The 25,893-nt window shown below is 37.9% G+C and carries 23 protein-coding genes; 4 read left to right on the forward strand and 19 right to left on the reverse strand.

Annotated elements, in window-relative coordinates; all coding sequences use genetic code 11:
- Positions 1-126: 126 nt before the first annotated feature.
- The 5 genes from FFJ24_RS15235 to FFJ24_RS15255 form a co-directional block, all read right to left on the reverse strand.
- Positions 127-861, reverse strand: a complete 735-nt coding sequence (locus tag FFJ24_RS15235) for a GDSL-type esterase/lipase family protein (protein WP_138818031.1) — start codon at positions 859-861, stop codon at positions 127-129.
- 57 nt (positions 862-918) lie between these two features.
- A complete protein-coding gene (locus FFJ24_RS15240; RefSeq protein WP_168202489.1) occupies positions 919-3,609 on the reverse strand; it encodes an outer membrane beta-barrel protein in 2,691 nt (896 codons plus the stop codon).
- The gene (locus FFJ24_RS15245; protein WP_029274124.1) at positions 3,593-3,826 is read right to left on the reverse strand and encodes a DUF1456 family protein; all 234 of its coding nucleotides are present in this window, start codon (positions 3,824-3,826) and stop codon (positions 3,593-3,595) included. The genes FFJ24_RS15240 and FFJ24_RS15245 overlap by 17 nt, the downstream gene beginning before the upstream one ends.
- Positions 3,827-3,939: 113 nt before the next feature.
- A complete protein-coding gene (locus tag FFJ24_RS15250) occupies positions 3,940-5,244 on the reverse strand; it encodes a DEAD/DEAH box helicase (RefSeq protein WP_138818033.1) in 1,305 nt (434 codons plus the stop codon).
- Between the two features lie 50 nt (positions 5,245-5,294).
- Positions 5,295-5,513: a hypothetical protein gene (locus tag FFJ24_RS15255; RefSeq protein WP_132402397.1), complete on the reverse strand. Its 219-nt coding sequence runs from the start codon at positions 5,511-5,513 to the stop codon at positions 5,295-5,297.
- 213 nt (positions 5,514-5,726) lie between these two features.
- Between FFJ24_RS15255 and FFJ24_RS15260 the strand changes: the two genes are divergently transcribed.
- Positions 5,727-6,200, forward strand: a complete 474-nt coding sequence (locus tag FFJ24_RS15260; RefSeq protein WP_138818034.1) for a ribonuclease H-like YkuK family protein — start codon at positions 5,727-5,729, stop codon at positions 6,198-6,200.
- Between the two features lie 479 nt (positions 6,201-6,679).
- A complete protein-coding gene (locus FFJ24_RS15265) occupies positions 6,680-7,147 on the forward strand; it encodes an SRPBCC family protein (RefSeq protein WP_138818035.1) in 468 nt (155 codons plus the stop codon).
- A 9-nt stretch (positions 7,148-7,156) separates the two neighbouring features.
- On the opposite strand, the gene FFJ24_RS15270 is transcribed toward FFJ24_RS15265, so the two are convergent.
- From FFJ24_RS15270 to FFJ24_RS15335, 14 genes are all read right to left on the reverse strand, one after another.
- Positions 7,157-7,735 carry a DUF4468 domain-containing protein gene (locus tag FFJ24_RS15270; protein ID WP_138818036.1) on the reverse strand — a complete coding sequence of 193 codons (579 nt, stop codon included), beginning with the start codon at positions 7,733-7,735 and terminating at the stop codon, positions 7,157-7,159.
- Between the two features lie 92 nt (positions 7,736-7,827).
- A complete protein-coding gene (locus FFJ24_RS15275; RefSeq protein ID WP_138818037.1) occupies positions 7,828-8,856 on the reverse strand; it encodes a porin in 1,029 nt (342 codons plus the stop codon).
- Between the two features lie 36 nt (positions 8,857-8,892).
- On the reverse strand, positions 8,893-10,299 hold the full coding sequence (locus FFJ24_RS15280) for an ammonium transporter (RefSeq protein ID WP_138818038.1): 1,407 nt from the start codon (positions 10,297-10,299) through the stop codon (positions 8,893-8,895).
- Between the two features lie 347 nt (positions 10,300-10,646).
- Positions 10,647-11,594, reverse strand: a complete 948-nt coding sequence (locus FFJ24_RS15285; RefSeq protein ID WP_138818039.1) for a TIGR01212 family radical SAM protein — start codon at positions 11,592-11,594, stop codon at positions 10,647-10,649.
- A gap of 114 nt (positions 11,595-11,708) precedes the next feature.
- The gene (locus FFJ24_RS15290) at positions 11,709-12,287 is read right to left on the reverse strand and encodes a hypothetical protein (RefSeq protein WP_138818040.1); all 579 of its coding nucleotides are present in this window, start codon (positions 12,285-12,287) and stop codon (positions 11,709-11,711) included.
- Between the two features lie 16 nt (positions 12,288-12,303).
- Complete coding sequence (locus tag FFJ24_RS15295) at positions 12,304-12,882, reverse strand: hypothetical protein (protein WP_138818041.1); 579 nt, start codon at positions 12,880-12,882, stop codon at positions 12,304-12,306.
- On the reverse strand, positions 12,882-14,012 hold the full coding sequence (locus FFJ24_RS15300) for a DUF4280 domain-containing protein (protein WP_138818042.1): 1,131 nt from the start codon (positions 14,010-14,012) through the stop codon (positions 12,882-12,884). The genes FFJ24_RS15295 and FFJ24_RS15300 overlap by 1 nt, the downstream gene beginning before the upstream one ends.
- Positions 14,009-14,947, reverse strand: coding sequence for a hypothetical protein (locus tag FFJ24_RS15305; RefSeq protein ID WP_138818043.1), 939 nt, complete (start codon positions 14,945-14,947; stop codon positions 14,009-14,011). Before FFJ24_RS15305 ends, FFJ24_RS15300 begins: the two co-directional genes overlap by 4 nt.
- A 3-nt stretch (positions 14,948-14,950) precedes the next feature.
- Positions 14,951-16,765, reverse strand: a complete 1,815-nt coding sequence (locus FFJ24_RS15310; protein ID WP_138818044.1) for a type VI secretion system Vgr family protein — start codon at positions 16,763-16,765, stop codon at positions 14,951-14,953.
- A gap of 35 nt (positions 16,766-16,800) precedes the next feature.
- Positions 16,801-17,517, reverse strand: coding sequence for a hypothetical protein (locus tag FFJ24_RS15315; RefSeq protein ID WP_138818045.1), 717 nt, complete (start codon positions 17,515-17,517; stop codon positions 16,801-16,803).
- 9 nt (positions 17,518-17,526) lie between these two features.
- Positions 17,527-18,105, reverse strand: a complete 579-nt coding sequence (locus FFJ24_RS15320; RefSeq protein ID WP_138818046.1) for a hypothetical protein — start codon at positions 18,103-18,105, stop codon at positions 17,527-17,529.
- A 252-nt stretch (positions 18,106-18,357) separates the two neighbouring features.
- Entirely contained in the window at positions 18,358-18,753 is a 396-nt protein-coding gene (tssD, locus tag FFJ24_RS15325; protein WP_025145659.1) for a type VI secretion system tube protein TssD, read from the reverse strand.
- Positions 18,754-18,853: 100 nt separating this feature from the next.
- Positions 18,854-19,249, reverse strand: a complete 396-nt coding sequence (gene tssD / locus FFJ24_RS15330; RefSeq protein WP_025141859.1) for a type VI secretion system tube protein TssD — start codon at positions 19,247-19,249, stop codon at positions 18,854-18,856.
- A 1,033-nt stretch (positions 19,250-20,282) separates the two neighbouring features.
- Positions 20,283-21,725, reverse strand: a complete 1,443-nt coding sequence (locus FFJ24_RS15335) for an APC family permease (RefSeq protein WP_138818047.1) — start codon at positions 21,723-21,725, stop codon at positions 20,283-20,285.
- A gap of 297 nt (positions 21,726-22,022) precedes the next feature.
- Here FFJ24_RS15335 and FFJ24_RS15340 point away from each other — a divergent pair, with 297 nt between their 5' ends.
- Together FFJ24_RS15340 and FFJ24_RS15345 are read left to right on the forward strand one after the other, a co-directional pair.
- Positions 22,023-24,269 carry a sodium-translocating pyrophosphatase gene (locus tag FFJ24_RS15340; protein ID WP_138818048.1) on the forward strand — a complete coding sequence of 749 codons (2,247 nt, stop codon included), beginning with the start codon at positions 22,023-22,025 and terminating at the stop codon, positions 24,267-24,269.
- Between the two features lie 115 nt (positions 24,270-24,384).
- Positions 24,385-25,860 carry an amino acid permease gene (locus tag FFJ24_RS15345; protein ID WP_138818049.1) on the forward strand — a complete coding sequence of 492 codons (1,476 nt, stop codon included), beginning with the start codon at positions 24,385-24,387 and terminating at the stop codon, positions 25,858-25,860.
- Positions 25,861-25,893 lie beyond the last annotated feature (33 nt).

The following is a 25,893-nucleotide window of genomic DNA, read 5'->3' on the forward strand; positions in this document are numbered from 1 at the left end:
GGAATCGTCATTCCCAACTTGATTGGGAATCGTAATGCAAGCGCTTTAGGATTCCCGCCTGCGCGAGAATGACGATCGTACTGATAGGGTCTGCCGATGGTAGCGGAGTCGAATGGCATTTATCGATTAGTGCCTGTTTTTCAAAGCTTTTTTGATCGCCACATCAGTTACCCTTTCCATAATCTTATAACCGGCGAGGTTAGGGTGAACACCGTCAACCGTTAATTCCGGTCGTTGGCCTTTACGTTCATCAACCAAAGGTGTCCAATAATCCAAAATCGTATAATTTCCCTCTTTGGCATAGGTACCAATCTTTTCGTTTAAATCAACAACAATATCGGCTGCCTTAATCTGCTTATTCCATGGATATTCATAAACAGGCAAATATTTACAAAGTATTACTTTAATACGGTGTAACCTCGCCAGTTCTGCCATCGATTTAATATTATCCATAATCTTATCTATAGTCACATGGCCTGTATTACCTGCAATGTCATTACTACCTGCCAAAATAATCACCGCTTTTGGCTTAAGGTTAATCACATCCTGCCGAAAACGGATCAGCAGCTGTGGCGAAATCTGTCCGCTTATTCCCCTATCTACGTAAGTATTCCGCCTAAAATATTCAGGATCTTTCTGTTTCCAGAATTCGAAAATAGAACTTCCCAGAAAAACTACTCTTTTCTCTTTCCGCTTCGGTAACTGCAAGTGTTCATTTTCTTTCTGATACTTCGTTAACGCGGCCCAATCGTCTGCAAAATTTTCTTTTTGGGGTTTATTGTTTAACGAATCTACTTTCTGATCCTGTGCGAATAAAGCATGGCCAGAAATCAGTAAAATAAAAAACAGGATTTTATTCATAAGGTAAATTGCATAATAAAACGAAACACTAAAACTAAATAATCTGGGTTTAAGTATTTATTCTTCAGCATTAATGTTACTGTCCAATCTGCCTTTTTTTCCCCCAAACTGACTGAGGTTATAACTCAATGTTGCCTGTATAAAACGGCTGATAAACCTTGTTCTGTTCTCAGAAATGGAATTGTTGGTAATACTTGTGCTGAATAGTGCGCCCTGATTAAATAAATCATTCGCCTGGACAGAGAAAAGTAATTTATTACCTTTCAGGAAAGAAGTATTCAATCCCATATTTACCAATAAAGGATTTCCGGCATATAAACTATATCCGAAATTTAAACTTTTGGAAGCCGATGCGTTTATCCTAAAACGTTTACCGGGGATCCAGCTTGCACTTCCACTCAAGGCCACAACCTGCACATTTTTAATGTTCTGGTTCATTACCGAATAGGTATTGGAACTGAAACTATAAGATGCACTGGTATTGAAAGCATATTTTTTCTGGTTGAGGTTAAATTTAAAAGCATTAGAAACATTAATGCCACTACTGCGGTTCAGCACATTATCGGTATAAAAAACATTGTGGCTGTAGGCAACAATCCCATTTATGGATAGGGAAAGTTTATTATCCAGCATCCTTTTGTTCAAAGAATAATTAGCACCGATATTATAGATGCCATTTACATTCTCGTAAGTGGTTTGCTGTTTCAAACTGTTTAGCGTATCCCGAAGAAAAACCGTATTGCTTACCACACTGTTGATGGCAAAACTGCCCGATAAGCCTGCCATAATGCTCAGGCCCGATTTAAGCCCAAATTTATTATAGCTTAAATCAGCGGTGTGACTTGATGTTGCTTTAAGATCCGGGTTGCCGATAATCAGGTTTTGCACATCGTTATTGTTCCTCACAGGCTGCAGTTTGTTAAAATCGGGTGAGGCGGTATAGCCATTGTAACCAAAAGTCAGGTTTCCGTTATCTTTAATCTGATAGCTCAAATTGGCCGAAGGAGAAAAATTTAACTGATAGTTTTTAAGTTCTTGTCCCGTATTCTGGTACTTTCCAATGATGATACTCGGCGAAAAATTTAGCCCAAAATTATAGCTGATCCGGTTGCTGTTGGTATTATAACCGATGCTGATGTTCTGGTTTATGAAATTGGATACATAATCCTGTCCCAGCGAATCGACCACAAAACTATTTCCCAAAGGATTGGTAACCGTTGTAGTTTGCAAGTTGCGGCTTCTGCTTACTGAAAAGCGGTAGGAAAAATTGATAAAACTGTATCCACTACTATCATCTGTCTTTTTTAAGGAGTTTGAAAACTGGATATTTCCGCCGAAGTTAGAATTTGAGGTATTGTTATCTACCAAACGGTTTAATAATGAATCTTTAACCAATACATTAGTGGTTTCGTTGTAGTAACGGATGATATCGTTAATGGTACTGTTACTGTTTCCGGCACTGCTGCCAAAATTGAAACCCATAGAAAGCGACCGCTTGTTATTAGCCAAACGCCGCGACCAGTTGATGCTTCCGTTAAGATCTGGATTGCTATTGCGGGAACCTGAATTGGAATTAAGGTCCTGCTTGATATAGCCTGTTTTATTAGAGGTAGAAAAAGCATCGTTCCTGGTATCAGCCAAAGAGCCAGCCAAAGAAGCATTAAAATAATTCTTTTTTGTAGCGCCGTTTAACCCCAGGTTAATGTTATTGGTCAGCGATTTGGAGTTATTGGCACTTTCCCTTAAGTCGTTGATGGTTCCCTGCGGATTAAATGTTTCAACGTAATTACTCTGAATAGATTTACTGGTTCCGTTACTGAAATCATAACTGCCATTAACACTAAATTCTTTCGATATTTTATCTCTGATATTACCTTTTAAGGCTCCATTATTCAATTGAGCAAACTCATTATTGGTAATGCCGTAGCGACCGCCAAAACCAATCTGTTTTGTTTTTTTCCATATACTACCGTTGGTTCCCAGGTTATGCGCATTATTGGTGGCAGAATTCACACTCATTCCCCCAAAAACGCCCTTATCCATACCAGGCTTGGTAACCAGGTTCAGCATTTTTTGAGGAGTACCGGTTTTAATCCCGGTAAAATTAGCTTCATCACCATAATCATCAATTACCTGTAGCTTGGCAATAATATCTGCCGGTAACTGCCTGATGTAATCTTCTACATTGCTGGTAAAAAAATCTTCGCCGTTAACCCGCAGCTTGGTCATTTTTTTCCCCATTGCCGTAACAGCGCCTTTATCATCAACCTCAATGCCCTGTAACTGCTTTAAAAGATCTTCAACCTTGTCGTTTTCCCTAATGGTATAGGCTCCTGCATTGTATTCTATAGTATCTTTTTTAATTTTAATGGGATCAACCTTTACTTTAACCTCTACATCATTGAGGCGGATACTTTCCGTTTTGAGCATAATCGGATCCAGATCGGAACTTTTTTTCGAAGATTCGATCTTGTAGAATGATGCGTAAGGCTTGTAGCCTAACGCAGTAATAGAAAGATAGAACTTATTTCGGATTACCTTTGTAAACACAAAGTTTCCCTTCGCATCAGAATTTGAGCGGAGGGTATCCTGATCGGTAATCAATCTGATATTTGCGCCTTCAACAGGCTTCTTCAAAGAATCGATTACATTACCACTTATTTTAAACTGAGACTGAGCGAGAGCGTTAAAGGAAAATGTGATCAGTATAAAAAATAATAAAAAGCATAAATTATTGCTTTTTCTCATCCCTCGGACCTCTTTTATAAATAACAAGACCATTTAAAAAATTACGCAGGATCTGATCGCCGCAAGGTTTAAAATTCTCGTGGTCTTCGTTTCTGAAAATATCGCCCAGCTCTGCCTTTGTCACTTTAAACCCAACTAAATCGCAGATGGTAATAATATCTTCTGTTTTTAATGATAAGGCTACTCTCAGTTTTTTTAATATATCGTTGTTGCTCATTGCTAATTGTAAGAATTATAATGTTGGAATATTTTAATGTTGCAAAATGCTTAAAATTTTTGATTTTGCTATCCAGACTTCCGACTGCGGACTCCGGACTTCAGACTTATCTTCTAACTTGCTATCTCTAATTTAAGTTTCTTTCCTTTAATTTTTTCGCCGTTTAGTTTTTTTAACAATTGAGTTATCTTACTTCTTTTTACAGCTACATAACTGGTTGTATCTTTAACTTCTATCAGTCCTAAATCATCTTTTACCAAATCTCCTTTTTGTAAAAACAGACCCACAATGTCAATTTTATTAATTTTATCTTTCTTACCATGCGCCAGGTATAAGGTTACCCAATCACTCTCTTGTGGTAAAACATATTGGTCTTCCAAAACTTCCTCGTCGATATCATCAGGCAGGTATTTGTAGTTTTCTTCGCTGGTTAAAATGGCGTAGGCTGTCCCTTTTGCATGCATGCGTGCCGTGCGACCATTGCGGTGAATATAAGCGTCTTCGGTGTAGGGTAATTGATAGTGCACAATATGTTCCACTTCCGGGATATCGAGACCACGTGCTGCCAGATCTGTTGTAATTAAAATCCGATGGCTACCATTTCTAAATTTAAGCAATGCCTTTTCCCGATCAAATTGCTCCATTCCACCATGAAAAACATCGTGACCTAAACCATTCTCGAATAGTAAATCACTTATCCGGTCTACCGTTTCCCTGTGGTTACAGAATACCAATGTATTTTTATTGCCTATTTTACTCAATAATCTGAATAGGTAATCTAACTTGTCGGCTGCAGGTACTGTTATTTTTTTGAGCTTTAGATCTGGTTTTGCTTCGATATTCTTCGAAAAATCGACTTCAACCGGCGTCTTGATTTTAACAAAACCAGGAATCTCTTCCATTTTGGTTGCTGAAGTTAATATCCGTTGCTTTAAAGAAAGTAACGACCCGATGATATAAGACATATCATTTTCAAAGCCGAACTCCAGCGCCTTATCAAATTCATCCAAAACCAAAGTTTCGATAAAAGATTCGTCAAAGTTCTGATGTTCCAGATGATAAGCGATCCTGCCTGGCGTGCCGATCAAAACCGCAGGAGGATGGGCAAGGTTATTTTTTTCGATTCTTACCGCATGGCCTCCATAACAGCAGTTTACCTTAAACGAAGTGCCCATTTGTTTAAAAACCTGCTCAATTTGAAGTGCAAGTTCTCTTGAAGGGACCAGAATCAAAGCCTGTACGCCTTTCACTCCGGTTTTTAAATTAGAAAGTAATGGCAATAAAAAGGCCAACGTTTTCCCCGAACCCGTTGGCGCTATTAATATTACATCTTTACCAGTCTTAGCTGCTTTTACAGAAGACTCCTGCATCTCATTAAGTGCAGAAATGTTTAATTTTTTTAAGGCATTTTCCATCATTCCGCCATAAAGGTAATCATTTCTCTTCAGGGCGAAAACGGTAGCCTTAGTTAGGATTTTAAAAATCTGCTCCGCAGCTTCCGAAGAGTAGAAAAGTTGAGTCTTTTGTCAAGCAACATTAACATGCTGCCGCGTTTAGACATTGAAGATAATACCTTTTCATTGACGGCATCAACCGAAGATAATATTTTGTCTGCCAGTTCATCTACAAATTTATTCGCTCTGCTATTTTGTAATAACTGAAGCTCTTGAATTAACTCTGCTCTCATAATTAAGAATTTTAATGAATGTATTAATATTAACGGACCGAATAATAATTTGTTTCAACAAATTAGAAGTTCATTCAAACTATTATTAGTAACTTGTTGATAACTAACTTTTTGTTAGCAAATAAACAATCTTGGCTTAACACATATTTAATTTTTAGCGCTTATTTTTATAAAAACCTGATTACCATTCGTTAACCTCAAAAAATACAGTGTATGACATGGAAAAAATTTAGTGGTGAAATTATTCAATCTTCAATTCTGGAAGAAGTAGAAAATGCGATTATCAGAGAAAGTGAAAACGGCTTTAAACTTAAAGTTTGCATTGGTACAGATTCGCAGGTAAAAGGTTCAGTAACCGATTTTGCGACCGTAATTGTGCTGTTAAGAGAGCATCATGGCGGTTTTATGTACATCCATCAGGAAAAGAGTACACAGCAGGTAAGCATCAAAGAAAGAATGTTAATGGAAGTACAGAAATCAATCGAAACTGCTTATTCCATTTGCGATTTACTTGACATTTACGATGTGGCTTTAGAAGTACATGCTGATATCAATACCAGTCCATCCTTTAAGTCGAACAAAGCGCTAAATGATGCCATGGGGTATATCTTAAGCATGGGCTTTATTTTTAAGGCTAAACCGGAAGCATTTGCCAGTTCAACCTGTGCGGATAAGATGGTGCATTAGGATGGAAGATTTGGGATGGAGTTAGTCCGGAAGTCCGAGGTCAGAGGTCCGAAGCCAAGCACATTCATTCCCCAACATCGTGGAGCTAAACATCAGTTATTGTCAGTCTGAACCTGTCGAAAACTTTTTATGGTTGAAAAAAAACAACTTGTCCTTCGACAAACTACTATTGACAGACTCCAAAAGAATGGTCAGTCATCTGGACTGAAGCGCAGCGCAATGGAGAGATCTATCTAGGCAGATTTTGCTGCGCAGAGCCTTCAGGTACTCAATTGCGTTGCACTATGCTCGAAATAATAATTTGAAAGAATTTTTACGAGTAGATTTATTACTGTCATTTATATTCATTTTTATAAAATGAATTGTTTCTGGATTCCAATCTTCTCGGGAATGACGAATCTATAGCGGCTTTTCCTTGCAAACTTTGCGGTTAAACCCAACAAAACCGCATCTCTGTTGTTGTAATTTAAAACAAGCACTTGAAAACTTATAGATTAGAATTTACGCAGAAACTTCCGATAGGGTTAGATACCGCATGGGACTTTTTCTCTTCTCCCTTAAACCTGGCAGAAATTACCCCAAAAGATATGACTTTTGATGTTACCTCGCCAAATATGGCCAACACCAAAATGTATCCGGGTTTAATTATTACTTACAAAGTCTCTCCTCTTTTTGGAATTAAGTTAAGTTGGGTAACCGAAATTACACATGTTAAGGATAAAGAATATTTTATTGACGAACAGCGTTTCGGCCCATTTGCTTTCTGGCACCATCAACACCATTTCGAAAAAATAGACGGAGGCGTTTTAATGCACGATACTTTACACTATAGCATAGGTTGGGGACCGATTGGCACCATCGCAAATGCGGTAATCGTGAATAATAAAATTAACGAAATTTTTAAGTTCCGTTATCAGAAAGTTGAAGAACTTTTCGGTAAGTTTTAACCTAAAGCTTTACCATTTTTTGGTAGAAATGGTTTCAGTTTTCTTTTTGGCTTTCTCTACCCTATTGGTTGCTAAATACTTTTTAAAGTCATCTGCAAATTTATCTATTTTATTATAAGCGCTGTTAACCATATCCTTCCACGCACCCGCATTAAGTTTACCCGGGTTTCGCTCTAATGGGGTACCTATTTTAGTTGCGGCAACAAAATTTCCGTAACGGTCGCGCTGGTATGGGATATACAACAGATCAGTTAACCAAAACCGGTATTTTCCATTACGGGCTTCAAAAACAAAATTGTAGCTGATTTCTCCACTTGGATGGCCGGCGACTAAGATGGTCTTGTCGATCACCATAGTTCCTTTGGCCAAAATAGAGGTATCAGTAATGTGCTCAGCTTTCATCGATTTTTTATAGGTCACATTAACAAAAGATTTAGCCCTTTGCAACAATGTATCTTTACTCAACGATTGAGAATCTACCACTCTATAGTAAATAAATTTACCGTTATCATCTTTAGCAAACTGTTTTTGCTGTGCAGAAAGATCAATTGAAAAGGCGACTAAAAAAAACAGGATAATGTATTTCATCAGAATGGATTAATGTACGAACTGAATATTAAAGATACTAAAAAGCCGCCCCGATTGTATACCGGAACGGCTTAATATTAAAATTTTATTCCTTAGAAAGCGTAAACTGCGGCTAAAGAGAACTGCCCTGCATTTGGAGCTAAAGCACCACTCTTGTTAAAGAAAGGTTTATCGCTATTGTGATCTAATCTTACCTCAGGGATAAAAGTTAAACCGCCCGATTTAACATTAGCAGTAAGCGTTAACGCTGTAGTTGATGTAGCAGCAGTAGTACCGAAAGCTTTAGCTTTAAAATACTCTCCCCTTAAACCTATCGTAACGGCATCAGCTACGGCGTACTGAGGATATAATGCAGCACCTGCATAACTTCCCTGTACCGAACTATCTTTAATATCATAATTAGCTGCATTTAAACCCAATTTAAATTTCTCTGTAATTTGATATGAAGTAGTTAAATCCACAATAGTTCCGTATCCACCAAAACCAGCGCCAGATAAAGCATTGATGTAAGCTGTCCAGCCTTCAACCGGAGCAATCATTAACTGCCCACCAATAGCCGAAACACCTCGTGATGCACTATAAACATTCCAATCGTTAAATAAACCAGCCATTAAACTTACTTTATCGCTGAATTTATAAGTGGCTTTAATACCCGCATTCTGGAATGGACCGTTGGTAAATAAGTACGAAGTAGAATAGTTGAAGTTTCCAACTGGTGAGATTACCTCGTATCCAATAAATGTACCCATATAACCTGCTGTCATTGAAAATTTATCGGTAAAATCATAATTTACATATAAGTTCTGAATATTGAATGATGAACCGTTAGCCGCAGCATCAGGGATAGATTGCGATTGTCCTCTTGGACCAAAAGAAAGCTCTCCTACAAATGAGGCCTTACCTGTTTTTTTCTTCAAAGCAATATCAATCATACCTAATGATACCGAGTTGTGATCTGTTACAAAAGATGTTTTTGCATTTAAAGGATTTTTAGCAAAGTCATATTTAAAATACGTATCTACCGACCCTGAAATTTCAAGTGGTGATGTTGTTGTGGTCTCCTGAGCCAGGGCACACGTCGTGCTGGCCATTGCAAAAATAGCGGTTAAAAGTTTCTTCATGTTTGAGCTTGATTTGAGTTTAGATATATAAAATCCTTAAGATATTGGTTCTGTTAGTGGACTGTTTTTTTCGATATAGATCGCTCTCTCCTCAACTAACAAGGTACCTTGAGAGTATTTCTCATCATGTTGAGAAGCATCGAGACCTAGTTCTTCTTCTTCTTCAGAAACCCTGATTGGATTGATCAGATTTACCAGTTTGAAAATTACGAATGATACAACAAAACTGAATATGATTACAATCACCGCACCTTTTAATTGTGTGATAAAGAAAGCCGGGTTGCCATAAAATAAGCCATCAGCACCAGCAGCATTTACCGTTTTTGTAGCAAAAACACCAGTTAACAACATACCAACGATACCACCTACACCGTGGCAAGGGAAAACATCCAATGTATCATCTAAACTGGTTTTTTGTTTCCATGAAACCACAAGATTGGAGATAACTGCGGCAATAGCCCCAATAAATATACTTGATGAAATACTTACAAAACCTGCACCTGGTGTAATGGCTACTAAACCAACTACCGCCCCGATACAAAAGCCCAATACTGAAGGTTTTTTACCTCTTGCAACATCAAAGAACATCCAAGATAAACCGGCAGCACCTGCAGCGGTATTTGTAGTTAAAAATGCAGAAACAGCTAAACTACCTGCGCTTAATGCAGAACCGGCATTAAAACCGAACCAACCGAACCATAATAAACCAGTACCGATTAATACATAAGGGATATTAGCTGGCGGAACTTCTTTATGCTCTAAGTGAGATTTTCTACGCTTTAGCACCAATGCTCCTGCTAATGCAGCCATACCTGCAGAGATGTGCACTACGGTACCTCCTGCAAAGTCTAACACGCCCATTTTAAACAGGAAACCTTGTGGGTGCCATGTCCAGTGTGCTAACGGTGAGTAAACAAAAATGGCGAATAAAACAATAAACAAAATATAAGAAGTAAAACGGATCCGCTCTGCAACTGCTCCAACTACTAAACCTGGTGTAATGATGGCAAACATTAACTGAAATACAGCAAATAAAGATAGCGGGATGGTTAAGTCTGATCCTCCCTGAAGATGTGGTGCTCCGGAATTTACGCCTTTAAAGAACAAAAACGTTGATGGGTTTCCGATGAAACCGCCGATAGTATCTCCGAAGGCTAAACTAAAACCTACTACTGTCCATAAAACCGTAATTACTCCTGCTGCTACCACACTTTTAATCATGGTAGACAATACATTTTTACGATGAACCATTCCACCATAAAAGAATGCAAGACCTGGAGTCATTAAAAACACTAGTGCAGCTGCGATTAATATAAACGCAATGTCTGGTCCACTATATTTGCCTTCATCAAAATTAGGAAGAAGTGGAATAAATAGAGCGAAAATTGCGACAATCATCAATATCGCAAAAGGCGCGTACTGTTTAAAGGAGAATTTACCCATAGTTTTTAGCTTAATTTGTTTGTAACGTTTAAATAATTTAAAATATGTTTGATTTATTTCTATAAAAATACGACTTATTACATTTTTAACACTATTTAATCGAAATTTTTTAATAAAAACGATAAATTTTTATAAAACAAAACAAAAATTAACCATAAAAATAAAAATAACAAAAAATACTGGTTATTTTAATGCAAGTTTTTGACAAAAACAAAATCACATATTATCCAGTATTTGCATTATTTTAGCAAAAATTAATGAAGAATACCACGAAAAATTGTCCAAAAACGAGAAAACCCATGAAAATTCATGAGTTTTTTAAAAAAATAAACAGATAATTTAAATTTCTAATAAAAATAAGCAGATCCCTGAACAACCCCTCTCTTTTCTATTTCTTTATCCATATAGGTCTGAATTGCCGATTTATTAAGCCCCCAATTGGGTGCAATCAACAAATCCCAATCTGAAATACCAAAAAGCCGCTGAATAACAATATCCGGGCGCAATAAAGGGATTAACTCACAAAGTAAATCAGTATATTCTTCGAGGGAAAACAATTTAAAAGGTTCTTTTTTATATTTAGCGCCCATTATCGAGCCTTCTACCACATGAAGATGATGGAACTTAACAAACTTGATCTGCGGGAAACGGTTAATTTCGTGAATATAACCATGCATCTGCTCCCTGGTTTCCCATGGGAAACCAAATATAGTATGCACACACAGATCGAGTTTACTGTCTTTTAAAAGTTCCACCGCAGCAACAAATTCACCATGACTGCAACCTCTGTTGATCTGATCAAGGGTTTCGTCATAAATGGATTCCATTCCCATCTCTAAATCCACATCGAAACGATCGGTATAGCTTTCCAATAGCGCAACCTTTTCGGCATCAATGCAATCAGGACGTGTGCCTACTGCAAAACCAACAATATCTTCTGTATTAATCGATAGCGCTTCATCATACATCATCTTTAAATAATGTACCGGCGCGTAAGTATTGGTATTCGGCTGAAAATAAACAATATACTTATCAGCTTTATAAGAAGTTTTAGCCCTTAACATGCCTTCGGCAAGCTGATCTTTAATATTTGGATTTTTACGCGATGGTTCGGGTGTAAAAGAATCCACATTACAATATGTACATCCACCAAAGCCTTTGCTCCCATCACGATTGGGGCAGGTAAAACCACCATCTACAATTACTTTAAATACGCGCTGCCCTTTATACTTTTCGCGCAAATGCGTTCCGTAATTTTTATATCCCTTTATACCTGAATCTACGAGTGTTCCCATTTGCTGCAAAAATACGGTTTTTGTTTGAGAGGTAAGACGAGATTTGAGATATTAGAGGTGAGATGTGAGATTGGGCAAACATTTTAGCGGCAGCGGAAACTGCCTGATAAAGGTCTATTTTTTTTCAAACCGCTTTTTAAACTCATCTTTCGGCATAATATAAGTTAAATACTGTTCAACATTATATTTAAATTGATTTTCAGTAATATCAACATTCCATCCATCCTCTTGTCCCCTTGTTTTACTGATTGAATCAGGAAGATCTTCTCTTACTCTAAAAACAGGTATTGGATTGTTAGCGGTACCATAATTATTATTATTTACTTCATCTCTATTGATTGTTATTATTATTTTCTTCCCCCGTAAAGAAGTAGGAAAAGCAAGTCCTTTATCATCAGGATAATTAAAAAATGTAATCTCTAGGTACTTGTTTATCGATTTTTCCCTAAAAAAAATTTTGTAAATACTTTCTTCTGGAGATAATAAAGATGTTTTATATTGAGTATCTCTAAAATCTAGTTGATCAGGAAATAAAATCCTTAGTTCTACACAATCATCTATATACATAGGAATCGCAGTTTTTGAATTATTATCTTTTTTTTTGAAAAGATAGTTAACGCCATAAAGTATTAAAGGAAATATGACTAATACACCTAAAGCCCAGCCAATTGCTTGTGATATTTGTTTGTTCATTTACAGCCTGAAACTATTATTTCTTTTCAAACCTCTCTTGAAATTCTTCTTTCGGCATGATGTAAGTTAAATACTGTTCAACATTATATTTAAATTGTTTATCCGTAATATCAACATTCCATCCATTTTCTTCACCTTTTTTCATACTAACCGAATCTGGCAGGTTCTCCCTGACCTTAAAAACAGGTATAGGATTTTCTTTGGTTCCATAATTTGGATTATTTAAATCATCCTTGTTAATTGTTAAAAGAGCTTCTTTTTCATCCATTACTGCGTCGAAAGCCAGTCGTCTATCCATAGGATAATTAAAAAAAATAAAAGAAATCCATTTACCCTTCTTAGCATCTCTAAACCTCAACGTATAATAATTTGATTGAGGTGCAGAAAACGATGTTCTATAGCTAAATGTTTTTACTTCAGTATTATGCGGGATAAAAATCTTATATTCAGAAGAATTATTAATGTAATCATGAATCGCACATCTGCTATCATTAGATCTATTCTTAAAAAAATAATTTATCCCATAAATTAATAAAGGAAAAATAATTAATACACCAAGTGCCCAACCAATGGCCTGTGAAATCTGTTTGTTCATTATCTGGGATTTATTGCTACAACACCTATATTGTTACTATTATCTTTTTTATTTGAGTTTACATAAATATCATTAGACTCATTTAGCCTAGCTTCTTCATAACTATCCGATCCTCTATCAATCAAATAGTTCGCAATGGCACCAGCAATCCCTTTTGCCAAGCCTTTAAAAAAATCCTTACCTACTAGTGATGAACGTGTTGAAGGATAAGATCTTGATGCAATATCGGCTGCCAATCTGGAGTTAGCAGCACCAGCTGCGTCACCAGCTGCTTCTCTCATAGCGGCTTGGGTATTAAATTCCATCATTTCGCGGGTAATTTGTTGATTAGTACGTGTTAGGTTTATTCCATTTTCAACAACAGCTCCAACAGCCCCTATAGGCTGATTTACTAATCCTTCTGTCTTTGCACTCTCTCCAACATCGCTCCATCTCCATATAGGAAGATTTTTTTTTGCTGCTTCTTCCTTACTATTTTCGCCATCTACATAGCCATAAACTGCAATAGGAGCTGCCACCAGTAAACCTATAGGTGTAAAAGCTGTAGCAGCAGTAATTACACCAATTATTGCCTGAGATGTAAAATGGGCGGCAATTTCAGCATTGTTATTGCTGGTAATTTCTTTTGCGGCAGCCATTGCAATGACCGGATCTATGATAATAGAAACCACGCCTCCTTTTGGGCAGTTCATCAATGATTGACTAAGTAAAGCTTGTTTTTTATCAATTTCGACCCCTCCATGCGACAACATCCACTTCCCCTCTAAAGTAGCATCACAATCGTGCGCTATCTTATACAAACCTGTTACCCCAGCACCAATACTCGTTGCCGCAGCCGCAAGCATTACCCCTGCTGCTACCAATGCTAACCCACCGGTTGCAACTGTTGCAACGGCAAGCGCAGCTACAGCAATTACTGCTGTTAAAATCTGCAGGCCTCCCCAAAATTTACCTGCAACTTTACATAAAAAAGTATCACTGATTTTTTTATCATCGGTATTTAACAAGGGCGCTTTTTTGCTTGATAATATTACTGTGGAAACCCTCGTGATACCTATCTGAAGAGGTTTACCATTAGTCATATTGGTACAAATAACATTAGCACCCTCATGTACATAAGAATAACTCATTCTATCCTCCTTAATTTATAGTCTACAACTACTTCGACATTGTTTTTAACTTCTTCAGCTAAAAAAACGTCAGTCTCTTCAATCAATGACAAATCTGTATTGATAACTTGCCTTACCTGGTATTGAAAGTCGTAACTAGAAAACTTATATCCAACAATGGGCTGAAATTTTTGATCATACTGCTTTTTTATAGAGCTGATATCTATTTCTTTAAGGTCAATTTTACTTTGCTTTTTAATTTCGACAAACTCAGGTTTTTCAAAAACAATTTCTGAAGAAACGTGTAAAGGAACCGAAACGTCTTCAAAAAGCTGAGAATTGTAATTTAAAGTGTAATGCTTATAAACTTCTGATAGATTCACTAAATACCGATCAAAAAAAAGATCAAAAAATAACTTCGTTTGTATATCTTCAATGAGAAGTTTTTCATCTTTAATCTGCGCTTCTGCCAAATAAATAAATTTTTGAAGTTCAATCTCAGCATTACTTGATCTCAAAAAAGAATATCTCTCTTTTATATTGTTTTTAAAGCTTTCCCAATTTTTTAGCACTTCCTTGTAGTTCAATATCTTGTTTATTTTCCCTGTCTCACTGTCAACCTGTACAGTTATATTACATTTAATCATGTCCAGAGACGAAAACAAGTCCATTGCTTCAGAGAGATTAGAAGGATTTATCTGAATAATATTATCAAAAAGCAAAACCTCTACAATCAAATTCCCATTATCAATTTTATTTTTAACATGAAACTCGCGCTTTGTGGTTGCATGGTTAGTAATCACGCTATTAAATTTAGTCGCAACAGTTTGCTCGCAACGATACTTCAAGAGAATGGGTTCTGTCCTTTCAGTATCAATTACCTTATCAATCTTTGTATCAATTTTATTTTCTACGTGGACAGGCTCATCCTCATCGAAAAATTTAAATCTGCTCATATATTAATTAATTTTAACTGGACTACCTGTTATTTTTTGTTCACCTCCTGAAGTTTGAGAAATAGTGGCATCCGAGCACACTACAATCGTTCCCTGCGATTCCAAATTATAAGTTTTACTACCTAAGTTTACTGCAGTTGTTCCAACTGTACCAATATTCACCTTGGCACCTGGCATTTTACCCGCATTCGCATTAATCTCATCTGTACCCCGAATATTAATGATCTTGCCAACAATATCAATAGTCCCATTGCTATTTAGTGTAATGCTACTTCCATCCTTGCCGCCTGTACTTAATGTTATTTTGGTGTCAGCCTGCTCAGTAATAAATCCTGGACCATTTTCAATCTTCACAAAATTAGCAGCATTAGTACCCAAGTTTAAAGCATGGTTTAAATCATCAAAACTTAGGCAACTCCCTTTTCTTGAAGTTAAGCCCTTTGTATTACTGTTTTTAAATCCACTGCTATCACCACTTTTGCCATGGTACACGCTACCCATTACTACTGGCCTGGCCACGTTGCCTTCTTCAAAAGCAACGACCACCTGATCGCCCTTTTCAGGGATGACATGGAAACCCCTGTTTTTCCCGGTATCGCCACTGCCGGCATTGGGGCTAACAACCCTTAACCATTCAGTTGGGTCGTTGGTTTGGCATTCCCATTTAAATTTAACCTTAATCCGGCCCTGTCCCTGTGGATCATCATTATCGATCACATCGGCAAGCTGCATATCCGAATGTGGTTTTTCGTAATTTCTGACCATTAAACGTTCCGTTGTAGCCACCAGGCCTTCGAAAGTGTTGCTATATTTACCTGTTCCATCTATCTGATGGTTGATACTAGTGATCAGAAATTTTCCCAGGCTTTCGGTTGCAAAAGCCAGTTCCTTTCTTACACTCATGGTGATTTCGGCAATGCTGCCAATACTGAGTGCGGCATTATCACCACCGGCATTAATCTTTAACAATTCACTGATGTGAGCCTTTTCTTCATTTTCTACATGGCTTTTAATATCATTGCCATTATCAACCCTGATTAATGAAGGCTGGTTAAAGGTTTTGCTGTACATCGAATTGGAGGCCTTAATGGCATGCGCCAAATCTGGATTTCCGTCTGCTTTCCCCGTACTTTCACTATGCAGCATTTCATCCTGTTTAGGATTATAGGCAAAACGCTTGTATTTTATCGGCGAAACTTCCATGGCGTATTGCAGGTTATGCACATCGCGACCATAAAAGAGTGCTATTTCTTTCTGTTCGTCGGGCTTGCCAAAATTAAGCTGCCTGCCATCATAATAAAACCACTCGTGGTATTCGCCCGATAGCCGGTTTAGGAATGCGAAATCACTTTCCCGGTATTGAATCAGATAATCTATCGGCGTTTTTCTGGATGCATTGGCCACTATTGTTAAATCGTTGGCCGGTGTATCTTTTGTAGCAAGTTTTACAATGGTATCGAGATCTTTATCGAGATAAGAACCCAGATCCGGTCCGCGGTCGATTAATATAGTAGGGCTATAACCACTTATAATTAAAACACCATGATAGCCATGGCTCTGCGAGAGCTCTACCTTGGTAACCAGGCCGGTAAAATGTTGCATACCCTCTATGGAGTGCCCAAAAGCAGCCGTTAAGGTTTTACCTACAAAGTCGCGACTGTCATCTAAATTGATTAAACCTGGTGTACCCAGCTGATCATGATTACAGTGCAGTTCAAAATAATGGTGTTGATTAAAGGCTTGTAGTAAACTAAAAGAAGAAAAATGAGCAATTGTCGTATCTTCTATACTAATTTCTACGATAAGTTTGTTTTCCATAATATTATAATTTATTGTGGGAGCAGCGTTTTAGGCTACATTGATCTATACACTGCAATTTTATAAAGCCCCGGATAGAAATGTACTTCAAATGATACACTTGCTGTATTTCGTTTGTACGAGGCATCTATAACTTTCTTATTATAGGGATGCACTTCTATGGTATTTCCTTTTTTTAAATAGCCATTCCCAATCATTGTATCAATATCATTAGGCTTTACATGGATACATCCATGTGATTCTGCCAGCTGAAAGATTTTCCCCATTGATGTTGCAGCTTCATCGGGTGGAGTGGTATGTATAAAATCTCCCATGATATATTCCTTCCCATTCATTTTACGATCGTTGTTAGTGTCTTTGAAATATTTAACAGAAACATGTCCAAAATCATTAAACAACCATTTTGTTGGTATAGGAGTATTAGGATAAAGATCGCGCTGATATTTTAGCACCGCATTTGTAACGCCATTCTGATCGTTTTTATATTTTCCCCATTGTGCATTTACATCGGTTAATTTTTTCCAGGTACCCAGATGTTTTACCATTACAATGTTTCCACTTATTTTAACTTCTGTACCCCATGCTATTCCCGACCATTCAGCATATTTTCCATAACTCACGTGTTTCTCAATACTTTTTATAACAAACCTTCCAGCTGTTGTAGAAGTCTGCGCGTGCCCATCTCCCCCCATTTTAACGTTCGAAGGCCCACCGTGGGCATCAAATTCTTTAATCTTTACGAGCGTATTCATTTTGTTAAATTAATTGTATTTTAAAACCTCTACCATTATTACCCGTGCCTGATCTAGTTTTTCATTATTGTTGAAGGTTAATTTAATTGAAGTGCTGGTAGAAACATTAATCTGCACCGGAAGTGGTTGCTCGGTTACACCAATCGTAGGTTTTTCCTTTTTGAGGCTCCCGAAATAGCGCGTAAAATCTCCGATGTACAAAGAATCCGTAATGGATTTTGGCACTAGGAATATAACCCCTGCTTTTATCTTATTGATTGTATCTTTATTTTTATAAACCTGTGCAATGATATTTTTATCCGCATTGTCTTCCGCACTCTTATGTATGGCTAATGGTAATTTACCGGAAAATGCTTTATTTAACGAGATCAGCCCGGTCTCGCTGAGTTTTGACAAAGGTATTTTTGAAACCGAATCTATGTAAGTAAGGAATAAATGTTTACTATCCTTTTCCTGATGAACAGTTTTTAGTGACTTATCGTCTTTTTGATCCTGCTGAACACGATTTTCATTACAGCTTAAAAAACAAAGCATAACCGCAAAAAAAGCAACTGAAAGTACTTTAACCTTAGAAATTGAGCGTAGCATTTACATTAGTTTTAAAATTACGAGAAAGGTGATTATCTTAAAGTTCCCTATTCATCTCAGACTGCTTCTAACACTTTACTATAAGTCTAAACCCCGTAGTCATCACAGAGATGATAATGACCTTAAAACAAACAGTTTGCCTCAGCTTATCTTTTTCCGAATTTGTAATACTATAAAAAGCGAAAGCAAGCTATGGCTTACCTTCGCCTTTTAAGGGGGGCTGGTTAATTTACCTTATACCACCAGTATCTATTAAGCTTTTGGCCAATCGTTTTCATGTTCCGCGTTACCCAGTTTTAGCTTACGGGCAGATACTACGAAACTTAAAGTCATAGGTGTATTGTCGTTTACCGCAATACCCTCGTTATACTGGATGATATAACCATCTTCGAAAGACAGTTCTTTCATTTTGGAATCTTCTTCGCCCTTTTTGAAAACCAATGTTCCGGAAAGCGGCTTATACTGGTTGTTAACCATTGATTCGATCACTGAAGTATCTTCAGTTGATTCGATTTCGATGTGGATGGTACCACCATAAACACCTGAGGATGGACGGCCTTTTGCGTCAACATCTCTATTTAATGAAAAGCTGCACTGTAGTACATCAAATTCTTTTGATCCTAAGTTTAAACGGGTTTTGAATGCCATTGTAGTAAAATTTTAATGTGAAAGATGAATGAATTGCGGAAAGCGGTTAGCGAAGAGCATGGAGTATATATTTGCCCTAAACCTTACGCCTTAAACCTAACTAAGCTTTTGGCCAATCATTAAGGTGCTCTGCGTTACCTAATTTAAGCTTGCGGGCTGAAATCTGGAACTTGAGCGTCATCGGGTGATCGCCCACAATGTTTATTCCTTCGGAATATTTAACAATGTAGCCATCCTCGAAGTTAACTTCTTTCATTTTGGCATCTTCCTCTGTTTTCTTGATCAGAAGGGTTCCTGTAATAGGTTTGTACTGGTTATTTACCATCGCTTCGATAATTGAAGTGTCTTCGGTTGATTCGATCTCAATATCGATGGTACCGCCGTAAACTCCGGAAGAAGGTCTTCCTTTAGCATCTACATCTCGGTTTAACGCATAGGCACAGTGAAGCACATCGTACTCCTTGCCTGAAAAGTTTAATCTAGCTTTGAAAGCCATAGTTTTAAAATTTAAAGGTTAAAAATTTGGTTAAGGTTGCTGCAGCTACCGCTTTCCCTAAACCAAATATCAGGCCAATAATGCACTATACCATTCATTAACAATCCATAAACCTTTAATCAAAGAACAAAAATTATAAAAAAAATAGCCTAAAAATACGCTAGAACTAATATTTTAGGTTTTATATAAATGTGGAAAAACTATTTACAACGAAGTTATAAGCATACAACAATGTAGGAAATAAGTATAAAAACTGATACAAAATTTAGGCAGAAAGTTTAAATTTTTGAGAAAAGGTATGAATGATTAAGCATAGGGTTTAGGGAAAACACCCTACTGCTTTCAGAGTTTAAAAATTGAGTTCTCTTTTTTAGAAAAGCAAAGCCTGTGGCTCTTTTTTGTGTCAGTCCCGCCACATGCTCATACGCCTTCAGGCCTTAGGCGCATGGCCGGTATCCGCTGTGTCTGGTTTAGAAATTGAGTTTAATGCACAGATTTAAGTTAATAAACCCGGTAGCAGCGAACACGAACCCGATTTTTTCTATCGGGTGAGTAAAGCGTATAACGGGACTTTCGGAACCGATTGAAACAGAACCCTGATTTTCAAAATTTAAAAATGAGATTGGTGAGGTTGATATGAGATTTGAAACCTAAAAGCCGGTTGACAGCCATTATCCTTTAGTGTAAAGAAGGCTGTATCATAAATTGTATTCAATCGAATTGTCACGTTGAGCTTAGCCTGTACTGTGCTTGACGAAGTATCGAACCGCCTTGTAAGACATTTAAAAAACGTCCTTCGACAAGATACCATTGACAGACGCCAATAGTAAAACCGTCATTGCGAGGAACGAAGCAATCTTAATGCGAACGCTAGTAGCGATCATTGTAAGATTGCTTAGTCGGCTGAAAAAGCCTTCTCGCAATGACGATTCCTCACAGTCTACAGCTCATTAAAAATTCTTCTGTCCATTAATATTGATTTTTATAAAATAAATTAGCCCTCAGGATTGACAATTCAATATTTATGAGACGGCTAAACCTCTTCCTCTTTTTTATTGATCAAAAAGTAAACAGGAACCCCGAGCAAGACAATCACAAGTCCAGGCCAGGTATATTGTTGTTTATAAATGAGTAACAAAATGCAAAACGCTGCCCCTATTAATAGGTAAATAATTGGCGTAACCGGATATAACCAGGTTTTGTAAGGCCTTTCTATATCAGGTTTTTTTATTCTTAAATAAATCACACCAAAAACAGTAATCATATAAAAGAGCACAATAACAAAAGAGATCATATCTAAAAGGTTACCATACTGCCCGCTTAAACATAAAACAGAAGCCCAGATGCCCTGCATCCAAAGTGATTTTTCCGGAACCCCGTTTTTATTGTTTTTAAGCGCTGCTTTAAAAAACATTCCATCTTTTGCCATGGTTTGAAATACCCTTGCCCCTGCCAATACGATTCCATTAACACAACCAAAAGTAGAAATCATTACCAGCAAAGCAATTATGATGGTGCCAGCCCCACTACCAAAAATTTGCTCTGAGGCTGCAACAGCAACCCGATCATTAAGGGCAAAAGCAATACTATCCCGGTTCAAGGTATTGAGATAGATAAAATTAACCAATAAATAAAGAACCATTACGGCCGAGGTGCCCAAAACCATAGAACGCACTACATTTTTTTTAGGATTTTCAATTTCTCCTGAAACGAAAGTTACGTTTTCCCAGGCAACGCTCGAAAATACAGAACCTACCATTGCAGCTGCAATCCCTCCCATTATTGTCATTCCGGAGATAGATTCCCATCCCGATTTCATAAAATTGCCGCTCGGGTCTGTTTTAAGATTATTGAAAGCGCTCCAGCCAAAACTCATATTACCTGTCCAAAAACTGTTTTTCACCAAAAGAAAGCCCAAAATAATTAAGCCGATTAAAGCAACAATTTTAGACCCTGTAAAAATATTCTGCAAAATTTTGCCGCCCTCTACACCTTTTGTATTGATATAAGTTAAAAGCAGAATCACGCCGATAGCCAAAATCTGGATCCAGGTAATTTTATAACCGCCGCTTTGAAAAATTGGAGCAGCATCGTTTAAAGCGGGTATCAGATAGGCTGTAAATTTACCAAAAGCAACAGCAACGGCCGCAATAGTACCCGTTTGAATTACGGTAAACAAGCCCCAACCATAAAGAAACCCCATCATTTTACCAAAAATCTCTTTCAGATAGGTGTATTGCCCACCAGCTTTAGGAAACATAGAAGAAAGCTCTCCATAAGAAATTGCGGCTGCAACTGTCATTACTCCAGTTATTATCCACACTACTATTAACCAATAACCAGAACCTAAATTCCTCATGATATCGGCACTAACAATAAAGATACCGCTTCCGATCATTGAGCCCATTACCAACATTGTGGCATCGAAAAGGCTTAACTTTCTTTTGGAAGGTTCATCTTCTTTTTCAATTTTCATTTTTCAGTTTGGTTTAGTTTGTGGCTAATTTATTTAAAAAAAAGAAAATAGGAGCGCTTCGCCTGTATTATTTTAATTGAACAAAATTTTATTTAACACGGTAATGAAATTTTTAATCACAAGAAGAATATTTTATTAACTTGCTACTTATAAGTCCGAAGTCCGCAGTAAATTAACGGATTAGCTAAGTTCGGAGTTTGGAGCGGGCGCTTGAAGTCGATAAAACAACTTAAACCATTGACCGATTTAAACAGTTAAGCAATAACAACTAACCAAATATAAAACCACTTATTAACTATGGATTTTTTACAAAACAATTTAATTTACTGTATCCCGGCACTGGGCCTTGTTGGGATTATAGTTATGATGATTAAAAGCGCCTGGGTAAACAAGCAAGATGCAGGTGATAAAAACATGCAGGAACTTGCGGGCTACATAGCCGATGGTGCTATGGCCTTTTTAAAAGCTGAATGGAGGGTATTGAGTATTTTTGCTGTGTTTACGGCTGCACTCCTGGCCTATTCGGGAACAATTACGGAAATAAATGGTATCCCGATGCATTCGAGCTGGATTATCTCCATTTCTTTCATTATTGGAGCTGTATTTTCTGCAACCGCAGGTTATATCGGCATGAAATCAGCCACTAAAGCCAATGTAAGAACCACGCAGGCCGCCAGAACGAGTTTAAAACAAGCCTTAAAAGTCTCCTTTACCGGAGGTACGGTGATGGGCTTGGGTGTTGCCGGACTAGCCGTTTTAGGTTTAGGTGGCTTATTTATTATATTCTTAAAGCATTTTAACGTAGTATCAGTAAATAGTGTAGAGATGAAAACCGCCATTGAGGTATTAACCGGGTTTTCACTGGGAGCAGAATCTATTGCCTTATTTGCCCGTGTTGGTGGTGGTATCTATACCAAAGCCGCTGATGTTGGTGCCGATTTAGTTGGAAAAGTTGAAGCTGGTATTCCTGAAGATGATGTGCGCAACCCGGCTACCATTGCCGATAACGTGGGCGATAACGTGGGTGATGTTGCCGGTATGGGTGCCGATTTATTTGGCTCTTACGTAGCCACTATTTTGGCTACAATGGTTTTAGGACAGGAGATTGACGTGAAAGATAATTTTGGAGGAATGTCACCTATCCTTTTACCTATGGTAATCTGTGGATTAGGCATTATATTTTCAATCATCGGAACCTGGTTCGTCACCATTAAAGATGAAAAATCGAATGTTCAAAATGCGTTGAACCTGGGTAACTGGTCGTCAATTGTGATTACAGCGGTGGCTTCATTCTTTATCGTAAAATGGATGTTACCAGAAACGCTTAGGCTTCGTGGATATGAATTCTCAAACATCAATGTATTTTATGCCATTATAGTGGGTTTGGTAGTGGGTACCATTATGAGTATCGTAACCGAATATTTCACTGCAATGGGCAAGGGCCCTGTAAATTCGATTATTCAACAATCTTCAACCGGGCATGCCACCAATATTATTGCTGGTTTATCAGTAGGCATGAAATCTACTGTAATCCCTATTCTGGTACTTGCCGGAGGAATTATGGCTTCTTACCATTTTGCAGGTTTATATGGTGTGGCTATTGCTGCAGCGGGCATGATGGCCACTACAGCTATGCAATTGGCAATAGATGCTTTCGGGCCGATAGCGGATAATGCCGGTGGCATTGCCGAAATGAGCCAGTTACCTCCGGAAGTACGTGAACGTACCGATAATTTAGATGCAGTGGGTAACACCACCGCAGCAACCGGAAAAGGTTTTGCCATCGCATCAGCTGCTTTAACCTCTTTGGCTTTATTTGCTGCCTTTGTTGGTATTGCAGGCATTACTGCTATTGATATTTATAAAGCACCTGTTCTGGCGGGTTTATTTGTTGGCGGAATGATCCCCTTTATTTTCTCTGCTTTATGTATTCAGGCAGTGGGTAAAGCTGCGATGGATATGGTGCAGGAAGTGCGTCGCCAGTTTAGGGAAATCCCAGGTATTATGGAATACAAAGCTAAACCTGAATACGAAAAGTGTGTGGCCATTTCCACCAAAGCCTCTATCCGTGAAATGATGATGCCTGGCGCTATTGCTTTAATAACTCCCGTAATTGTGGGCTTTACCTTTGGACCAGAAGTTTTAGGCGGTTTATTGGCCGGTGTTACCGTAACTGGTGTATTGATGGGAATTTTCCAGAGTAATGCCGGAGGTGCGTGGGATAATGCTAAAAAATCTTTCGAACAGGGTGTAATGATTAATGGTGAAATGCACTATAAAAAATCAGAACCACATAAAGCTTCTGTAACCGGAGATACTGTAGGTGACCCTTTTAAAGATACTTCTGGCCCTTCGATGAACATTTTGATCAAATTAATGTCTATCGTTTCACTAGTTATTGCTCCTTACATCGCAGTCAAGGCAATTGCAGGCGAACACCGTACAGAAGTTCGCAAAGAAATCAGAATTGAGCAAAAAACCGATGGTTTGGGCAACACAAAAACCGATACTTTAATCAATACAACCGATACTTTAGCGCATTAGTTGTAAAAACCTAGATAGAAAAAGTATAAAAGGGATTTTTAACTTAAATCCCTTTCACATTTTCGTAATTTTTATTTAGGTTTGGAGCTGAAATAATCTAAACAAAAACTAAAATATGGGTTTATTTACTAAGAAGCCAATGCATTTGCTGCTAGAAGAAGCGGGAGATTCAGCCAAAGGCTTAAAGCGTACACTTAGCGCCGGTGCATTAGTGGCATTAGGTGTGGGCGCAATTATTGGTGCTGGTCTGTTTGTTAGAACAGCAGCAGCAGCAGCACAAAATGCCGGGCCATCTGTTACCATTGGCTTTATTATAGCTGCAATTGGTTGTGCATTAGCCGGTTTATGCTACGCAGAATTATCATCATCTATTCCGATTTCAGGTAGTGCCTACACTTACACTTATGCCACCATGGGCGAGCTTATGGCCTGGGTAATTGGCTGGGATTTGGTGTTGGAATACGCCGTTGGAGCTGCCACAGTAGGTATTGCCTGGAGCGAATACTTAAATAAATTACTGGTAGAAGTGTTGCATACTTCGCCCATACCGTATGAGTGGTGCCACTCTCCTTTCCAGTCGCACCCTGATGGAACCGTAAATGGTATAATCAATCTTCCGGCATTATTTATTGTAGCCTTATTGAGTTTACTTTTAATTAAAGGAACATCAGAATCTGCTTTTGTAAACGGAGTGATCGTAATCACAAAAGTAGGTATTGTAATCCTGATCATTGTATTAGGTTGGGGCTTTATACACGAAGCGAACCACCATCCATATATTCCAAAAGCGACTACCTATGTAGATCATGCAGGTATCAGCCATAGTTTTGGTGGTTTCTGGGGAGTTATTGGTGCTGCAGGAACAGTGTTTTTCGCGTTTATCGGCTTTGATGCCGTAAGTACTGCAGCGCAAGAGACTAAAAACCCTAAAACCGCAATGCCAATCGGTATCTTAGGTTCATTAGCAGTATGTACAGTTTTATACATCTTATTTGCACACGTTTTAACCGGTATTGCTCCAGTTGAGTTCTTCAGAACTAAGGGTGGTGAGGCATCAGTTGTGGCTGCGATCAGTGAATATATGACAGGCTATAGCTGGTTAGCCAAATTGGTTACAGTAGCTATCCTGGCAGGTTTTTCTTCTGTAATCCTGGTGATGTTATTGGGTCAGAGTCGTGTATTTTATTCAATGAGTAAAGATGGTTTATTGCCAAAAATGTTCAGCGATTTACACCCAAAATTCAAAACACCTTACAAAGCCAACCTGGTAATTTTAGTAATTGTAGGTCTTTTTGCAGCATTCATTCCTGGTGATGTGGTAGGCGATATGACCAGTATTGGTACCTTATTTGCCTTTATGCTGGTTTGTATAGCGGTAATTATCTTAAGAAAAACTGATCCTGATCTTCCGCGTCAGTTCAGAACACCTTGGGTACCATTAATTCCAATTCTTGGTGTAGTTGCCTGTGGATTAATGATTCTTGGCTTAGGCTGGACAAACTGGTTAAGATTATTTGGCTGGTTAGCTTTAGGCTTTATCATTTATTTCGGATACAGCAAAAAGAATTCACATTTGAAAGACGCTAAATAAGCCATATTTTTCAAAAAAATTAAAGCCCCGATT

This window comes from Pedobacter sp. KBS0701, from assembly GCF_005938645.2.
GTDB lineage: Bacteria > Bacteroidota > Bacteroidia > Sphingobacteriales > Sphingobacteriaceae > Pedobacter.

What these genes read in the sequence shown, in the direction of transcription:
- FFJ24_RS15290 (WP_138818040.1), bottom strand. Translation starts at nt 12,287, where the DNA reads ATGAACAAACAAATATCACAAGCAATTGGCTGGGCTTTAGGTGTATTA.
- FFJ24_RS15340 (WP_138818048.1), top strand. Translation starts at nt 22,023, where the DNA reads ATGGATTTTTTACAAAACAATTTAATTTACTGTATCCCGGCACTGGGC.
- tssD (WP_025141859.1), bottom strand. Translation starts at nt 19,249, where the DNA reads ATGGCTTTCAAAGCTAGATTAAACTTTTCAGGCAAGGAGTACGATGTG.
- FFJ24_RS15240 (WP_168202489.1), bottom strand. Translation starts at nt 3,609, where the DNA reads ATGAGAAAAAGCAATAATTTATGCTTTTTATTATTTTTTATACTGATC.
- FFJ24_RS15335 (WP_138818047.1), bottom strand. Translation starts at nt 21,725, where the DNA reads ATGAAAATTGAAAAAGAAGATGAACCTTCCAAAAGAAAGTTAAGCCTT.
- FFJ24_RS15320 (WP_138818046.1), bottom strand. Translation starts at nt 18,105, where the DNA reads ATGCTACGCTCAATTTCTAAGGTTAAAGTACTTTCAGTTGCTTTTTTT.
- FFJ24_RS15245 (WP_029274124.1), bottom strand. Translation starts at nt 3,826, where the DNA reads ATGAGCAACAACGATATATTAAAAAAACTGAGAGTAGCCTTATCATTA.
- FFJ24_RS15300 (WP_138818042.1), bottom strand. Translation starts at nt 14,012, where the DNA reads ATGAGTTATTCTTATGTACATGAGGGTGCTAATGTTATTTGTACCAAT.
- FFJ24_RS15275 (WP_138818037.1), bottom strand. Translation starts at nt 8,856, where the DNA reads ATGAAGAAACTTTTAACCGCTATTTTTGCAATGGCCAGCACGACGTGT.
- FFJ24_RS15280 (WP_138818038.1), bottom strand. Translation starts at nt 10,299, where the DNA reads ATGGGTAAATTCTCCTTTAAACAGTACGCGCCTTTTGCGATATTGATG.
- FFJ24_RS15250 (WP_138818033.1), bottom strand. Translation starts at nt 5,244, where the DNA reads ATGATGGAAAATGCCTTAAAAAAATTAAACATTTCTGCACTTAATGAG.
- FFJ24_RS15285 (WP_138818039.1), bottom strand. Translation starts at nt 11,594, where the DNA reads ATGGGAACACTCGTAGATTCAGGTATAAAGGGATATAAAAATTACGGA.
- tssD (WP_025145659.1), bottom strand. Translation starts at nt 18,753, where the DNA reads ATGGCATTCAAAACCCGTTTAAACTTAGGATCAAAAGAATTTGATGTA.
- FFJ24_RS15310 (WP_138818044.1), bottom strand. Translation starts at nt 16,765, where the DNA reads ATGGAAAACAAACTTATCGTAGAAATTAGTATAGAAGATACGACAATT.
- FFJ24_RS15270 (WP_138818036.1), bottom strand. Translation starts at nt 7,735, where the DNA reads ATGAAATACATTATCCTGTTTTTTTTAGTCGCCTTTTCAATTGATCTT.
- FFJ24_RS15295 (WP_138818041.1), bottom strand. Translation starts at nt 12,882, where the DNA reads ATGAACAAACAGATTTCACAGGCCATTGGTTGGGCACTTGGTGTATTA.
- FFJ24_RS15260 (WP_138818034.1), top strand. Translation starts at nt 5,727, where the DNA reads ATGACATGGAAAAAATTTAGTGGTGAAATTATTCAATCTTCAATTCTG.
- FFJ24_RS15305 (WP_138818043.1), bottom strand. Translation starts at nt 14,947, where the DNA reads ATGAGCAGATTTAAATTTTTCGATGAGGATGAGCCTGTCCACGTAGAA.
- FFJ24_RS15345 (WP_138818049.1), top strand. Translation starts at nt 24,385, where the DNA reads ATGGGTTTATTTACTAAGAAGCCAATGCATTTGCTGCTAGAAGAAGCG.
- FFJ24_RS15255 (WP_132402397.1), bottom strand. Translation starts at nt 5,513, where the DNA reads ATGAGAGCAGAGTTAATTCAAGAGCTTCAGTTATTACAAAATAGCAGA.
- FFJ24_RS15315 (WP_138818045.1), bottom strand. Translation starts at nt 17,517, where the DNA reads ATGAATACGCTCGTAAAGATTAAAGAATTTGATGCCCACGGTGGGCCT.
- FFJ24_RS15235 (WP_138818031.1), bottom strand. Translation starts at nt 861, where the DNA reads ATGAATAAAATCCTGTTTTTTATTTTACTGATTTCTGGCCATGCTTTA.